The organism is Coleofasciculus sp. E2-BRE-01, assembly GCF_040221695.1.
GTDB lineage: Bacteria > Cyanobacteriota > Cyanobacteriia > Cyanobacteriales > Coleofasciculaceae > Coleofasciculus.
In genome coordinates this window covers 21480-36404 of record NZ_JAVKEA010000060.1, presented here as the reverse complement: position 1 = coordinate 36404, position 14925 = coordinate 21480, and the positions used below count along the sequence as shown (strand labels likewise).

The window sequence follows — 14925 nt, the reverse complement described above, 5'->3', positions numbered from 1 at the left end:
TGTAATTTATGTAACATTTTTGCGCGGGTTTCTGTAAAGCTATGGTTTTTACAGATGTCACCGCATCCATAAATCAACCCAGACGCCGTAGATCTACTCTCACTCACGCTCTCAACGCTCATTGGAGAATTTTTTCATGAATGCCTATTTCGCTTTAATTATTTCGATTATGATTGGTATCGGTGGGCAACTAAGCCTTAAAGCTGGCGCGATGCAGGGTATTGGCAATAAGCTTTTCTTTCTTCAGCCCTACATTATTGTGGGATTATCGTCTTATTTCTGTGCTTCCCTTTTCTACATCTTTGCCCTTCGGGAAATCCCTGTTTCTGTAGCGTTTCCCAGCGTTTCAATTAGTTATGTAGCGGTGGCTTTTTTGGCTCATTTAATTTGGGGAGAACCCTTTGGCATCAGACAGGTTATCGCCCTGGGACTGATTGGTCTGGGAATATACACCTTATCCCAAAAGTAAATGATCTGAGAAAACTAAGTTCGCACCCAAAGAGCATCACATCGAAGTATTTTGAGGGTTTTGGTGTCAGTTGTCGTCATTATGTCCCTAATCACCTGTTCCCCCATCACCATCGCTTTCCTGTAACCCTTTTGGGTGCGAAAACTTAAATATCGCTTTCGCTTAATTCACGAGTCATGTAGTCGAAGGGTTGATCCAAAAATGCCGTATTAGTCACTCCAGCAGCAGCGACTTGTTCTTTGACGATATCTTTCATAATTTGAATACCGCGAACAGTTGGACCAATTGGAACCCCCAAGGAATTATAGGTTTCCCGTAACCCTTGCAAGACTCGTTCGTCTAGGACATCCATACTCCCAGCAACCAGTGCATAACTGGCATAGCGAAGATAATAGTCCATATCCCGCAGACAAGCAGCATAGCGACGAGTCGTGTAAGCATTACCACCCGGACGAATTAGTTCCGGGACGTCTTCAAAGAGTTGCGATCCTGCCTGCTTGACAATTGAGGCTGCATTAGCATTGACCACAGAAGCAGCCGTGATTCGAGCTGTACCGCTGTCAAAGTAAGATTTGAGTGAATCGATCGCATCGCGATCGAGGTAACGACCAGTAATGTCGTAATTTCTAATCAGGCTTGTAATCGCATCCCGCATGAGTCGGCTCTCCCAATCTATATATCTTTATCTATTTATATTGCCAGTTATTGCGACGCTCTCATCAAAAGTCTCTGGAATGAGAATTCCTGCACCATTCTTGAACACATAAGCTGGACTGCCCAACTATTGCTCCCAAAGCAACTTGGCTTATCTAGACTAGAATACGTCATTGTTGAGCGGATTGACAAATAGGGGGCGGGCAATCCTTAGCATTTTGTAATATTTAATACAATTTAATCTTTTTCTTAGGATATCAAGGATCAGGAAATGAGATTCTGTAACTTTGGATACAAAAGCTGCCTCTGCCTCTCCCTAGGATGAGTCAGATGAACAGGAGACAGGTTTCAAGCCCAATCAGGTTGTTGAGGTAAACCTGAGATAGTACGATAACGGCTCCCCGGCTTAGGGAGAAAGCTCGCACCAAACTGTATCTTGTCTCGTTTCTCACACGTAGGAGGCAAGCTGATCGGGTCTACCCGTGTTTCCATCTCCTGCTATTATCAACCGTATCGTTTCCTCATCTCATGTCTAGTTGGTTTGTGCGACACTTGATTCCTAAGTTCCCCCGTCGTCCTAAGCGTCAGGTTTAGGACAGACACCACCGTCTGTCGAGGTCGGTGAGAACTTCAACTGCCCCACCGTTATTTGAACTTTTCTAAACAATAGTCCACTTGACAAAAGGAGTCATTCATGCCAGAAACGCCACAAGAAGTCTTGAAAATGATTCAAGATCAAGACATTAAGATTATTGACCTCAAATTCATTGATATGCCAGGAATCTGGCAGCACTGCTCGTTTTACTACGATCAAATTGACGAAAGTGCTTTTGAAGATGGGGTAGCCTTCGACGGGTCAAGTATTCGCGGTTGGAAAGCCATTAACGAATCCGACATGGCAATGGTGCCCGATCCGAAAACGGCTTGGATCGACCCATTCATGAAAGAAAAAACCTTGAGCATGATCTGCTCGATTAAAGAACCCCGCACGGGTGAATGGTACGACCGTGATCCCCGCACTATAGCGCAGAAGGCATTAGACTTTTTGAAGTCTACAGGACTTGGGGATATTGCCTTCTTCGGTCCAGAAGCCGAGTTCTTTATCTTCGACGATGTTCGCTTTGATCAAACGGAGAGCAAAGGGTTCTACTACGTAGACAGCGTTGAAGGGCGTTGGAATTCAGGACGGGAAGAAGCTGGCGGTAACCTGGGATATAAACCGCGTTACAAAGAAGGATATTTCCCCGTCTCGCCTACGGATACGATGCAAGACATGCGTACCGAAATGCTGCTCACCATGGCTCAATGTGGTGTGCCAATTGAAAAGCATCACCACGAAGTTGCCTCAGGGGGACAGAATGAACTCGGTGTCCGTTTTGCACCAATCGTTGAAGCCGGTGACTTCTTGATGGTGTACAAATATGTGATTAAAAACGTTGCCAAGAAGTATGGCAAAACTGCCACCTTTATGCCCAAGCCAATATTTAACGATAATGGTTCTGGGATGCACACTCACCAGTCCATCTGGAAAGAGGGGAAACCCCTGTTCTTTGGCGATGGCTACGCTGGGTTGAGCAAGATGGCGCTGCATTACATTGGTGGTTTACTCAGACACGCGCCTGCTTTATTAGCCCTCACCAACCCAACAACAAACTCCTACAAGCGCTTGGTTCCAGGGTTTGAAGCACCTGTAAACTTGGCTTACTCCCAAGGAAACCGTTCCGCCTCCATCCGGATTCCTCTCTCTGGTGACAATCCCAAGGCGAAGCGGATGGAATTCCGTTGTCCTGATGCAACCTGTAATCCCTATATTGCTTTTGCTGCAATGTTGTGTGCAGGTTTGGATGGGATTAAGAATGAAATTGAGCCGGGCGAACCGTTAGATGTGGATATCTATGACCTCTCACCCGAGGAATTGAGCAAAATTCCGTCAACTCCTGGTTCTCTGGAAGCTGCTTTAGAGCATTTGGAGAAGGATCATACCTTCTTAACCAGTACAGGGGTATTCACCGAAGACTTTATCGACAACTGGATTGCCTACAAACTCGACAATGAGATCAACCCGATGCGGTTGCGTCCTCATCCCTATGAGTTTTCCCTCTACTACGATGTCTAGTCTCAGCGTTTAGCACAAAATGACAAAAAAAGCCATCCTGACAGGGTGGCTTTTTTTCTGCCTACATCTCCCCTCAACTCTAGGATTGACTCTTTAAAGTTTTCTAAATTTTTAGTTACAATAATTTACAAATGACAATCAGGTAACAACAAGCTTGATGACTCTTATGGCTGATACTTTGACAAAACTGGCATATCAAACATTCCAGCAAGGAAAAGCGGCTTTTGCGCTGGTACACAAAAACACAGCATCACAACTACGGAATCTGATTCATCCCCCAATCAATGAGCTTAGAGCCAAACCCCTCTCTCCAGAAACCCTGCAACTACTTCGGCAAAGGCTTGATCAGATTCTGGAAACCGATTGGCAGGACGTGGAGCGGGGCGTGTATCCTGAAAGCCTGCTGTTTGATAACCATTGGGAAGACTTCTTTCGCTACTATCCAGAGATTTGCCTGGATTTACTGAACATCTGGGAGAGGGTTAATCAGAATAAATATCAGGAGTTCTCGCCAGAGATTGATATACAAAATTATCCGAACTACTATCGGCGCAACTTCCATTACCAAACCGATGGCTACTTGAGTGATACCTCAGCCAACCTGTATGATTTGCAGGTCGAACTTCTGTTCAATGGGGCGGCTGATCCGATGCGACGGCGCGTACTTGCACCGTTAAAGGAAGGACTCAAAGCCTTTGATACAGTGCCTCCTCAACAAATTAGAGTTCTCGATGTCGCCTGTGGAACGGGTCGGACTCTGAGAATGATTCGGGCAAGTTTGCCAAAAGCGTCTCTATTTGGCACAGATTTATCCCCAGCTTATTTGCGTAAAGCCAATCAACTCTTATCGGAGATTCCCGGGGAATTACCCCAACTGATGCAGGCGAAGGCGGAGGAACTGCCATATCGAGATAATTATTTCCACGGTGTCACCTGTGTGTTTCTCTTCCACGAACTACCACCATCTATACGTCAACGCATCATTAATCAATGTTTCCGCGTGATTCAACCGGGAGGCGTGTTTATCATCTGTGACTCGATTCAGGCGATTGATTTTCCCCAATTCATGCCCATGATGGAAAACTTCCCAGCGATATTCCACGAACCGTACTACAGACACTATATTACCGATGATTTAGTCAAACGCCTCACTCAGGCGGGTTTTGAGGCAATTACAACTCAAAACCACTTTATGAGCAAGTATTGGATTGCTCATAAGCCTGAAGACGCTACGGTGTAAACCTTTCTCGGCAATTAATATATTAAGATCCCCAACTTCTTGAAGACGTCGGGGATCTGGATTTTCGGGTGTTCTGCCGTGAAGTTCACTATTTTATGGATCGATCTCGATAAAATAAGCTTGAGGGATATTCCTGTATCCAGAACACCAAATCTTGGGATTATGGCGTGAGATGAATTGCCGGATTAGGCAAATACCACGCCTTGTGTTATATACAATTGTCAATTGCTATAGAGAAACGTTTATGACCACTAAAAAATCGAATCCAGAAACGGTGTCTACAGAAAGCTTGTCAACCGAGGAGATTGTTTCCACGGAGTTTATCCAAGACAAGACGACCGTCAACTATGTAGAAACCATCGAAACAGTCATCTCCAGCCTGGAGCAAGATGACAGCGCTATGGTTAGCCATAACGATGAAGGCTATCTCTGGAAGTTTAAGTATGGTAGCGTAGAAGTCTTTGTCCAGCTAACGGGTTCTACAGACGAGGATACATTCACTGTTTGGTCTTCGGTGCTGAACCTCCCGGCAGAAAAAGAAGCCGAATTGATGCGTAGGCTTCTGGAAATGAACTGGTCAGATACCTTTGAATCCCGTTTTGGGATTGTGGATGATCAAGTGGTGGTGTTATCATCGCGCACGGTGGCTGAACTATCGCCGGGAGAAATTTCTCGGGCGATTACGATTGTTGCCACTATTGCTGATGATAATGATGAAGCGTTGCAAGAAGAGTTTGGCGCGGCTTGAGTTGTACTACAACCAGAATCCGCCTCTACACCGAACAAGGTGAACTCTCTTACTTTTCACCGGATCTGGAAAACCTCTCTCCAAACCTCTCTCCTACAAGGAGAGAGGCTTTGAATTCTCCCCCATCGAACAAAAAGCGAAGCATCCGTTGGCTTTCCCCTTCGTTAGCTTGTATTGTGTCCACCTACTTATATAGCACTACGCATTAGGGTTAGGACAGAAAAGAAAAATTCAATTTAAGTTCATGAACAGCGCGATCGCGAGTAAGTTGCTCAGATTAGTCAATCGCTCTATTGTCGGCTGATCCCAATGGCGCGGGGTTATGCATTGATGGACACACAGCCCCCCTAATCCTTGACCGTGACTGATTAGGGGTACAATTAAAACGGCTTTGGCTTTTAAGGGAGTCAGTTGCGCGATCGCAACATCTGAGAGTTCGGTTTGCTCAATATCCTCAATCGCGACAATTTGCCCTTGTTGGTACACTGTCTTATAGTCTTCCTCTAAACCGGGATCGGCAAGGCAAAGTTCTAGCACCGAGGGATATCCGGGGGCGACGGATTCCACAATCGATTGATCGCCTAAGGTATAAAGGATGACTCGTTCAACGTCTAACTGAACTCGCAGCTTCACCACCGTGAAATCCAGCAGGGTTAACACAGGAGTAGACTTACACAAGCGCTGGAGAATCTCTGCCAATAAAGCATCCCACTGTTGTAAACGCTGTAATTGCTGGGTGGCTTTTTCCGCCTGTGTCAAAGCTTGAGCCGCCGCCAAGAGACGCCTTACTCGTTGGGAGAGAACCGCCCAATAGATGGGTTTGGTGACATAATCCGTTGCACCTACTTCAAAAGCGCGATCCACGGACTCTTGATCATCCAAAACCGTAATCATTAAAATCGGGATGCGATCGCCTCCTGGTAGAGAACGCAAACGCTGACAGCAGGTAAAGCCATCCAATCCCGGCATAACTGCATCCAACAATACCATGTCTGGCTGATGATGCATATATTCGCTCAGACATTGCTCCCCATCCTTCGCTTCCACAACGCCATATCCTTCTTCTGTCATCGCTAAATTGAGTAATGAGCGCATCGAACGATCATCATCAACGACGAGGATTAAAGGTTGATCGGGCTGAAAATCCATGGTATGAGGGTAGAAGGGTCGGTGCAAGAATGGTTTTGCTGTAGGGGCTTGGTTACCAAGCCCCTACTGATTAAGAAATGGGGATTGGGGATTTTGACATCTGTTTAATTAAAGCAGTTTTCACCTTCTCATACTCTACCTTTACCTGAACCAGTTGCTCCGCAGGGACTTCACTCATACCCGCACTTGCCAAGTTTTCCAACTCCTTGCAGAGATGGGAAAGGGTGACAGCACCCAGATTCGCACTACTCGAACGGAGACTATGAGCCGCCTGTCTTAGAGCCTCTGCATCTTGGATTGCGATCGCGGATTGAATGGCTTGAAGTCGTTCGGGTGCATCTTCTAAATAGTCCCCCACAATTTTATTCAAGACAACCTTGGCTTTTGCTCCCGCTAATTTCTCTAAGGATTGCCATATCTTAGGATCTAATACCTCCGACTCCGTATCAAGCAACCTTGGCGACGCCGGAAAAACACCTGCGCCCTCATCTCCATGTAACCCCTGATGACTATCCGATACCTTCTGCAACGCCTGAACCAGTTTTGGCAACTCAATCGGTTTCGTAATATAATCATCCATCCCCGCCGCCAAGCACTGTTCTCGATCCCCCCGCCGAGCATAAGCCGTAAGTGCAATAATCCGGGGGCGTTCGTGAATAGACCACTGCTCACAGATCTGACGAGTCGCGGTTAAACCATCCATTTCTGGCATTTCCACATCCATAAATACGACATCATAAGACTGACTCTGCAAAGCCTGTAATGCCTCTGCACCGTTACTCACGACATCAGTCTGATAGCCCAGTTTCTTGAGCAAAAGGAGGGCAAATTTCTGATTCACCCGATCGTCTTCCGCTAGCAATATCCGTGTTTTATGGGTTTTTGTTAAAGGCGTGATTTGCATTGTGTTCTGTCTATTAGGCTGGATTATTCCTCTCTTTATTGTGTAGGTAAGGAGGCTATTTAGACCTACGCCAGATTGCCGAATTTTTCATGCTAAATCGACGTAATTTTTGTTTACATTTGTCTTGAGCAGGCGAATGAGCTTTTCAGGGCAACTGACTGAGAGTATAATTCTCTGTGTGCGTTGCCATATCACTCTAAATTATTGATTTGAATCACTGCTTTTTTTGAGAATTTTTGCTACCTGAAAAAGCGGCATTAAGCTTCCCTCGTAGGCTGGTGTCGCAGGAATAGCCGCTTTGTTGATGATTTATTGGGGATGATTCAGCGTCTAATCAATATCCAGAAGATGCTGACCCGATTCTTGTAACTGCTGCCAAAGATCTTGAATTTGATCATAAGCCTGTTCCGGAGGCAATTTTCCTGAGGTTTGTAGGTTGCAGATGGTGGTCACTCGCTGAGCAAATTCTTGTAAATTGGCATTAAAGACCAGATAATCCGGTTTCATCTGACCATGATAGCGACAACGAGGATATAAAAAATTCAGGCGATCGCTCATGTTGGGCTTCTCCCAGCTTCTTGAAATTTTCTGTCTATTAAAACTTCTATTATTAATCAAAAATCTTGATATTGACCAATCGTTGTGAACATTTCTTGAGAGAAAATTTCTGGGGTCAGTTCATAGTCAAGATGACGGTAGCGATCAAGCCAGGATTTATCTGCCTAAAAAAATAGGCGGTTTTGTAGCTTATGTTACTGCTGCTAGGGGCATAAGCCTAAGCTGTTCGGCATTTAAACCTTAATTTCAATAATGGCGAAATCCTTGCAGTGCGAGCATCTTGCTCGCTACTAATACCCAATTTAAATGCATGACAGCTTAGTCTGCCAAAACTCTTTCTTAGAGAAGAGGAGATATTCAAACGCCTGAGTAACTTTAAAAGTAAGACCTCCAATTGTCGTCACCGTCAGGTTTCCATGCCTTCAGAAAACACTACCACCACTCCTGATCAAGCGAATACTCATGTTGATAATGGCAATCAGCAACAGAGACAGGATAGCCAAGTAACTGCCAAAAAACCACCCCAACACCCCGAAGCTGACCAAGACGATTTCAATGGGAAAAAATCCCCCCAGTCTTCTCGGCTCAAAACCAAGTTAAAAAAAGCATGGTGGCTGATTCCCCTGGTGGGGTTAGTGCTGGCGATTGGTGGTGTATCGGTGATGCGCCTGTCGCCTAAAGATGAAGAAGCCGCTACCACAACTCAACTCTCCCCCCTACCCGTGCGGGTTACCCCAGCCCAATTAGAATCGATTCGCGCTTGGGTATCCAGTGAAGGGAATGTCCGGGCGACTCGCTTTAAGCATCTAACCTTTGACATAGCGGGTGATGTCACCTACATCGCCAACCGGGAAGGGGGGCGACGATTACGAGAAGGCGATCGCGTACAAAAAGGGGAACTGCTTGCCCGAATTGATGATCGGGAACTCCAAGCCCAGGTGAGCCAAGCACAAGCGGCTGTCGCCGAGGCACAAGAACAGAAAAGCGTCGCCGCCGCTAATCTCGCCCAAGCCCAGGCACAAGTCGCCCAGGCGCGTTCTCAAGTTCAGCAAGCCCAAGCCCAATTAGTCAAGGCGCGATCCAATCGGGATCTGGCGCAAAGTCAACTCGAACGCTATCGACTCCTTTATAACCAAGGCGTGATTCCCGCCAGTGAATTTGATACCCGCCAGAATACACTACAAGACGCCCAAGCCCAAATTCAAGCCGCCCAAGCCCAAGTTCAAGCCGCCCAAGATCAAGTTCAAGCTGCCCAAGCCCAAGTTCAAGCCGCCAGAGAACAGGTGGAAGCCGCTGAAACAGGCATTACCACGGCTCGCGCCCAACTGACTCAGGCGAAGGTTGACCTAGAAGGGACGCGACTTTACGCCCCTTTTGATGGTGTTGTTGCCTATCTGAATATTCGCGAAAACGAATACTATACTCCTCAACTCGTGTCTACCCAACTGGCAGGAGATTATCAAGGTATTTTAGAGCGAGTACCGATTGTCGTCATCGATCCCAGCCAATTTGAAGTCATTGCCGACTTCCCCGCCTCCAGTGGACAGCGGATTCGTCCCGGTCAACCTGCCTACATTGTCTCAGAACTGGATCGCTCCGGTGAACATCCCAATCAAACCATTATTGAAAGGGCGCGTGCGAAAGGAGAAGTATTTGCCGTCAACCCCGCCGTTAGTCCAGGGGGGCGATCGATTCAAGTCACCATTCGGATTACGGACGCCACAACCAACCTACAACATGGAGAACAGGTTTCAGCTTGGATTGCTGTGGAAGACGAGGACAATACAGTTGTCGCTCCCTTAGATGCCTTTGTTTATCGTGATCAAGACCCCTATGTCTTTGTCGTCAATCCCGAAGAAGGAGTGGTGGATCAGCGTCAAATTGTACCCGGAATTACAGGCATTCAGCGGCGAGAAATTGAGAGCGGTGTTTCCCCCGGAGAACTGTTAGTCACTGAAGGACAAAATCGTTTAGTAGATGGCACACCTGTTGAGATTATTGAACGCAATTAATAGGGATGATGGGGGAGATGGGGGAGATGGGGGAGCTGGGGGAGATGAGGGAGATGAGGGAGATGAGGGAGCAGAGGGAGCTGGGGGAGCTGGGGAAGCTGGGGGAGCTGGGGGAGCTGGGGGAGATGAGGGAGATGAGGGAGCAAATGACAAATGACAAATGACCAATGACAAATAACCAATGACAAATGACAAATGACCAATGACAAATGACCAATGACGAATGACCAATGACAAAACCATCCCCGATATCTCGTTTCTTTTTCCTCAAACCCGTTTTCGGTATTTTGTTAAGCCTGCTGTTCACAATTGGCGGGTTTCTCGGTTACGCGGCGATCGTTAAAGAAGCCAACCCTGATATTAATATTGCCATAGCGACAGTCACCACAACCTGGGCAGGGGCTGATCCGCAAACCATTGAACAGCAAGTGACCAATGAATTAGAGACGGAGATTAAATCTGTTGAAAACCTGGAAGAACTTAGAAGTGCTTCATTCAGTGGCTTCTCCATCATTCAGGTAGAATTTAACTCCGAAGCGGATGTGGATCAGTCGATTCAACTACTACGGGATGCCGTTTCTCAAGCCGAACCCAACTTACCTAGAGAGGCAGAACAACCCGTTGTTGAACAAGTTTCCTTTGATGATGTACCCATTCTCACCATTGCCCTATTTGGTGACCTGGACGCCACCGTTTTAAACTTGGCGGCGGAACGGTTGCAAGAACGATTAGAAAAGGTTTCTGGTGTTAGCGAAGTCAATCTGGGAGGGGCGCGGGATGAAGTCGTACAAGTTCAGCTTGACCCTAGTCGCCTAGTCGCGCTACAAATTCCACCCACGACGGTTGCCAATCGCATCCAAACTGCTGACCGCGATGTGCCTTTAGATGAGGTGGAGAGTGAGCAAATTGGCACGCAGGTGCGCTTTTATGGACGGTTTCGTCAATTAGATGATTTACGGGAATTGCCGATCGCTCGTCTGGATGGGCGGGTGGTTCGCTTAGCGGAAATTGCCACGGTTCGTCGAGAGTTGGAGGAAGAAGAAAGTCGGGCTTTTATTAGTTGGCAGGGGAGACAGTTTGAACCCGTTATTAGTATGGGGATTAAGAAAGTCCCTGGACAGGATTCAATTGAAGTAATTAATCGGGTTTTGGCGGAAATTGAAGCCGCCCAGCAGAATCCCGAACTGTGGTTTCCTGGGATGAAATACCGGATTATTTCTGACGAATCTGAAACAATTTGGGAGGATTTGGAAAACTTATTTACCAATGCGTTGCAGGCAATGGCAGCGGTATTTGTGATTTTGTTTATTGCCTTGTCTTGGCGAGAAGCGTTGATTGCTGGACTGTCCATTCCCTTAACTTTTTTGGGGGCATTGGCGATTTTATGGTTAACGGGTCAAACGCTGAATACGATGGTACTGATTGGCATGGTATTGTCGTTGGGTTTGTTGGTGGATGTCTTCATCTTAATGATGGAGGGAATGCACGAGGCGATTTTTATTTCTAAATTAGGTTTTAATCAAGCGGCGCTGAAGACGGTAAAAACTTATGCACCTCCAGCGTTTTCTGGTCAGTTAACCACAATTTTGGCAATGGTGCCGCTGATGGCAATTAGTGGGACAATGGGTAAATTTGTTCGCTTGCTGCCAATTACGGCGATAATCTGCCTGCTGCTGAGTTTTGCGATCGCGATTTTGGTAGATGTTCCTTTATCTCGTTTTCTGTTAGCTGGAGTCAGCAAAGAAAATAAAACCTCCCGCATTGACAAACTCAGTGAAACCGCATCAGAACGGTTTACTCAGTGGAGTTTAAACCATACCGTTCGTAATCAAACCACTGCCCGGGCTTGGACAGCGGGAACCATCGCTTTATTCCTCTGTGCCGTCTTTGCCTTTACCCAAATTCCCACAGTCTTTTTTCCAGAAACCGATACACGGGATTTGAGTATCAATGTGGAAATGCCGCCAACAACCACGCTGGAAACATCACAAGCGGTGGCGGATGACTTGGGTCAACGTTTACGTTCTCAAGATTATTTTGAAAGTGTAATTAAATATGTCGGACGACGCAGTACTTTAGTTAGTTCTGGTGAATTGCAGCCCAGCCAAGCCAGCTATTTGGTAGGATTTGATGCTGTATTTGTTCCTGAAGAACAGCGCCAGTTGAACTCCTTTGAATACGTGGATAAGCTGCGCCCCCAACTGGAAGCGGCGCTGACCTCTTATCCCGGTGCAACCTTAGTGATCAACAGCCAACAAGCCGCCCAAAATGAAGACCCGATTCAAGTCGAAATTACCGGGAACAATCTGAGTGAGTTGCGGCGGATTTCTGGGGATATTCAGTTAGCATTACGGCAAATACCGGGAACAACCGATGTGCGCGATAATTTGGGCGACTTGCAACCGGATTTGAAACTGATTCCCGAACGCGAACAGCTTGATTTTTATGGAATTAGTGAAGAGCAACTGGCGGCACAGGCACGTTATTATATGACCACCAATGATGTTGGCGATTTTGTTCTGGGTGGAAATGAAGAGGATTTAGAAATTCGCCTGAGTACCGCTTGGCCCTCACGGGGGGGAGAGGTTGGAGGTCCGACTCGCCGAGATGAACTCTTATCCGTGCGCTTCTTTGGCTCAAATCCGGATCAGCCTGTGATTGCAGCAGACTCGGTGATTGAGACAGTGCAGGGACAAACCCCGTTATCGATTACCCATCGAGGGGGAGAACGCACGGTTACCGTATTGGCAAAAGTCGCCAGTCGCACCGTTGGCGAAATTCTCAGTGATTTAGAACCGAAATTGGAACAGATGCAGCAGTCTTGGTCTCCTGGTTACCGTTATCAGTTTACCGGGGAAGCCGAGGAACAGGCGGAAACCTTTGGTTCAGCAGGTCAAGCATTGATTTTGGCAATTATTATGGTGTTTGCTGTGCTGGTGCTGCAACTGGGTTCATTTCGCCAGCCATTTATTATTCTCTTGGCAATTCCCTTTGCCTTAATTGGTACAATGGGCGGGTTTTTTCTAGCTTGGATTCCCTTTTCCTTTCCGGCGTTTATTGGGGTGATTTCTTTGGTGGGTATTGTGGTCAATGATGCCATTGTTATGGTGGATACGATGAACCACTATGAACAAGAGGGGATGAATGTGCGAAAAGCGGCGGCTCATGGGGTATCTGATCGTTTGCGACCGATTTTGACGACGAGTTTAACTACGATTATTGGCTTGATTCCCTTGGCGCTGAGTCAGGCGACGTGGATGCCTTTATGTAGTGCGATTATCTTTGGTTTAATTGCGGCGACGTTGAGTGCGTTGTTGGTGGTGCCTTGTTTGTATTTACTGTTAACACCGAAGCCGTCTAAATAGGGAATCGGGAACCCCTTTTTGAGGCGATTGAAATCGCTGCTACACAAATGTATGCGAAGCCTTCCCGAAGGGTAGACCGCCTGCGCGGACTAGATTATAAAGGGGGTGGCTAACCCGGATGTTGTAGAGACGTTGCATGCAACGTCTCTACCATAAGATGCGTCCTAACCGCCTTAGCGGTTGCTATAGGTTTTTGTCCCAGTAGGTGCTTTGTAGGATTCTTTTTTGATGAGTTTGCGGATGAAGTTAACGAGTGCGATTTGACCGTTTTTGCATCCACCAAACTATTAGACCTACAGGAAGCGCTATGAGAACTCCCACGATTATGTGAAACAGCACGTCAAGGAAATTGTAGTAGGAAAGATAAAGGGGAATGGCAGCTTCAGGGCTATGCGAGGGTTGATTTTTAGTGATGAGCATTTTTACAGGTTCAGAAGTGACTTGAGACGAGATTCCACTAACGGCTAAACCTGTACTGACAACGGTAATGAGCAGTTCTAAGCGTTGTTGTCGTTTTTGAGCCGCTGATTCTGTGGCGCGATCGCTCTCAGCCTGTTCTGTTTCAACAATTCCCCTGATTGTCTCTATCATCTGCTGGAATAGTTGCTGACTGGGGAGAAGATAAGATAAATCTGTGTTTATTTGTTCAATAAATTTTTCAGAATTGTGGCTAATAAATTGTTGCCATAATTCCAGATTATCCTCTTTTTCAAGGCTAATAACCTTAAGCTGATTCAGCCAAAATTGATAGTTTTTGTTATTCGTTTCAATGGTGGTACGATGAAGTTCTAAATCTCGCAGGTGGTTAGCGTAGTCAAAAGCAGTTTTAGAAAGTTCGGTGAGCCATTCTTTGAGTGTTTTTAGCCTTTGAGTAGGCTCCGAGGGCAAGTGCTGCAATCCTTTGGCTTTACCATCTAATTGTCTGTAGAGCTTTCGTGCCTGCTGATTGCACCATCGAGATTGAGAGTAGGCATAAATTATTTTATGGCGACAGCACAGTAGATTAATCAGAGGTTGATAGTAATCTCCCCCTTCTTCTAAGGGTTCCGTTTGAGGGTGGCAATTGAGCCAGATGAGAATATGAGGTTGAGCCGGATTCTCTTGGTTATTGCGATATTCAACAATTGGACTGCCTAAAAATCTGCCTTGAGCAGAAAGCCAGTAGTTTTTTCTGTCTGACTCTGGCAAAATGGCAGTCAGACAGTCATCAGTAAACGCTTGAATATCGTTGAGTTTCCCCTCTGGCTGGGCAAAAAGGACTAGAGTTTGTCCCAGTAAAGAGTTACTTTGAGCAATTTGTAGACAACCTTGGGGATTTAATCCTGCCAATTGGTCAATTTCAACATGAGGATAAGGATAGCGCAAGGTGATGTCAACGGCATAGGTATCGTGGATTTGCAGGGGATAAACTTCGCCTCTGAGTTGGAGTGAACTGCCATTATAAATAGCGGAGAAACTTAATAGATGCTCTGGTTGGAGTAATTCTAGATAATCGCTTTCTGGATTATCCCGGCTTGGAGTGATCCCGATTTTGCCATTACTATCTTGGAGACGCTCAAGCAAAGATTCGAGTCTGGGAACATTAAGTTTTTTGCCCAATTGTTGACATTGCTCCCACAGGTGATTCACATCCTCAACAGGTTCTTCTTGACCTTGAGCTAAATTGTTACGCAGATGAAAGGCGTAGAGTGTCAGTTTTGGGTTAGCCAC

Annotated in this window: 12 protein-coding genes; 7 read left to right on the top strand and 5 right to left on the bottom strand. The window is 46.4% G+C overall.

The window, feature by feature from the left end; genetic code table 11:
- Window positions 1-121 precede the first annotated feature (121 nt).
- A complete protein-coding gene (locus tag RIG66_RS07585; protein ID WP_446376724.1) occupies window positions 122-469 on the top strand; it encodes an EamA family transporter in 348 nt (115 codons plus the stop codon).
- Window positions 470-614: 145 nt separating this feature from the next.
- On the opposite strand, the gene apcB is transcribed toward RIG66_RS07585, so the two are convergent.
- The gene (apcB, locus tag RIG66_RS07580; RefSeq protein WP_446376722.1) at window positions 615-1124 is read right to left on the bottom strand and encodes an allophycocyanin subunit beta; all 510 of its coding nucleotides are present in this window, start codon (window positions 1122-1124) and stop codon (window positions 615-617) included.
- A gap of 693 nt (window positions 1125-1817) precedes the next feature.
- Here apcB and glnA point away from each other — a divergent pair.
- From glnA to RIG66_RS07565, 3 genes are all read left to right on the top strand, one after another.
- Window positions 1818-3239: a type I glutamate--ammonia ligase gene (gene glnA / locus RIG66_RS07575; RefSeq protein ID WP_446376720.1), complete on the top strand. Its 1422-nt coding sequence runs from the start codon at window positions 1818-1820 to the stop codon at window positions 3237-3239.
- A gap of 166 nt (window positions 3240-3405) precedes the next feature.
- Window positions 3406-4479, top strand: coding sequence for a class I SAM-dependent methyltransferase (locus tag RIG66_RS07570; protein ID WP_446376718.1), 1074 nt, complete (start codon window positions 3406-3408; stop codon window positions 4477-4479).
- Window positions 4480-4723: 244 nt separating this feature from the next.
- Window positions 4724-5227, top strand: a complete 504-nt coding sequence (locus tag RIG66_RS07565) for a YbjN domain-containing protein (protein WP_446376716.1) — start codon at window positions 4724-4726, stop codon at window positions 5225-5227.
- Window positions 5228-5458: 231 nt separating this feature from the next.
- On the opposite strand, the gene RIG66_RS07560 is transcribed toward RIG66_RS07565, so the two are convergent.
- The 3 genes from RIG66_RS07560 to RIG66_RS07550 all read right to left on the bottom strand — a co-directional run bounded on the left by RIG66_RS07560 (window position 5459) and on the right by RIG66_RS07550 (window position 7838).
- Window positions 5459-6376: a response regulator gene (locus tag RIG66_RS07560; protein WP_446376714.1), complete on the bottom strand. Its 918-nt coding sequence runs from the start codon at window positions 6374-6376 to the stop codon at window positions 5459-5461.
- Between the two features lie 70 nt (window positions 6377-6446).
- Window positions 6447-7280: a response regulator gene (locus RIG66_RS07555; RefSeq protein WP_446376712.1), complete on the bottom strand. Its 834-nt coding sequence runs from the start codon at window positions 7278-7280 to the stop codon at window positions 6447-6449.
- Between the two features lie 330 nt (window positions 7281-7610).
- Window positions 7611-7838 carry a DUF7219 family protein gene (locus tag RIG66_RS07550; RefSeq protein ID WP_446376710.1) on the bottom strand — a complete coding sequence of 76 codons (228 nt, stop codon included), beginning with the start codon at window positions 7836-7838 and terminating at the stop codon, window positions 7611-7613.
- 416 nt (window positions 7839-8254) lie between these two features.
- Here RIG66_RS07550 and RIG66_RS07545 point away from each other — a divergent pair, with 416 nt between their 5' ends.
- The 3 genes from RIG66_RS07545 to RIG66_RS07535 all read left to right on the top strand — a co-directional run bounded on the left by RIG66_RS07545 (window position 8255) and on the right by RIG66_RS07535 (window position 13215).
- Entirely contained in the window at window positions 8255-9850 is a 1596-nt protein-coding gene (locus tag RIG66_RS07545; RefSeq protein WP_446376708.1) for an efflux RND transporter periplasmic adaptor subunit, read from the top strand.
- The gene (locus RIG66_RS07540) at window positions 9837-10007 is read left to right on the top strand and encodes a hypothetical protein (RefSeq protein ID WP_446376706.1); all 171 of its coding nucleotides are present in this window, start codon (window positions 9837-9839) and stop codon (window positions 10005-10007) included. Before RIG66_RS07545 ends, RIG66_RS07540 begins: the two co-directional genes overlap by 14 nt.
- Before the next feature lie 73 nt (window positions 10008-10080).
- Window positions 10081-13215: an efflux RND transporter permease subunit gene (locus tag RIG66_RS07535; protein WP_446376704.1), complete on the top strand. Its 3135-nt coding sequence runs from the start codon at window positions 10081-10083 to the stop codon at window positions 13213-13215.
- A gap of 246 nt (window positions 13216-13461) precedes the next feature.
- On the opposite strand, the gene RIG66_RS07530 is transcribed toward RIG66_RS07535, so the two are convergent.
- Entirely contained in the window at window positions 13462-14925 is a 1464-nt protein-coding gene (locus tag RIG66_RS07530) for a hypothetical protein (protein ID WP_446376702.1), read from the bottom strand.

What these genes read in the sequence shown, in the direction of transcription:
- apcB (WP_446376722.1), bottom strand. Translation starts at nt 1,124, where the DNA reads ATGCGGGATGCGATTACAAGCCTGATTAGAAATTACGACATTACTGGT.
- glnA (WP_446376720.1), top strand. Translation starts at nt 1,818, where the DNA reads ATGCCAGAAACGCCACAAGAAGTCTTGAAAATGATTCAAGATCAAGAC.
- RIG66_RS07570 (WP_446376718.1), top strand. Translation starts at nt 3,406, where the DNA reads ATGGCTGATACTTTGACAAAACTGGCATATCAAACATTCCAGCAAGGA.
- RIG66_RS07565 (WP_446376716.1), top strand. Translation starts at nt 4,724, where the DNA reads ATGACCACTAAAAAATCGAATCCAGAAACGGTGTCTACAGAAAGCTTG.
- RIG66_RS07560 (WP_446376714.1), bottom strand. Translation starts at nt 6,376, where the DNA reads ATGGATTTTCAGCCCGATCAACCTTTAATCCTCGTCGTTGATGATGAT.
- RIG66_RS07555 (WP_446376712.1), bottom strand. Translation starts at nt 7,280, where the DNA reads ATGCAAATCACGCCTTTAACAAAAACCCATAAAACACGGATATTGCTA.
- RIG66_RS07550 (WP_446376710.1), bottom strand. Translation starts at nt 7,838, where the DNA reads ATGAGCGATCGCCTGAATTTTTTATATCCTCGTTGTCGCTATCATGGT.
- RIG66_RS07545 (WP_446376708.1), top strand. Translation starts at nt 8,255, where the DNA reads ATGCCTTCAGAAAACACTACCACCACTCCTGATCAAGCGAATACTCAT.
- RIG66_RS07535 (WP_446376704.1), top strand. Translation starts at nt 10,081, where the DNA reads ATGACAAAACCATCCCCGATATCTCGTTTCTTTTTCCTCAAACCCGTT.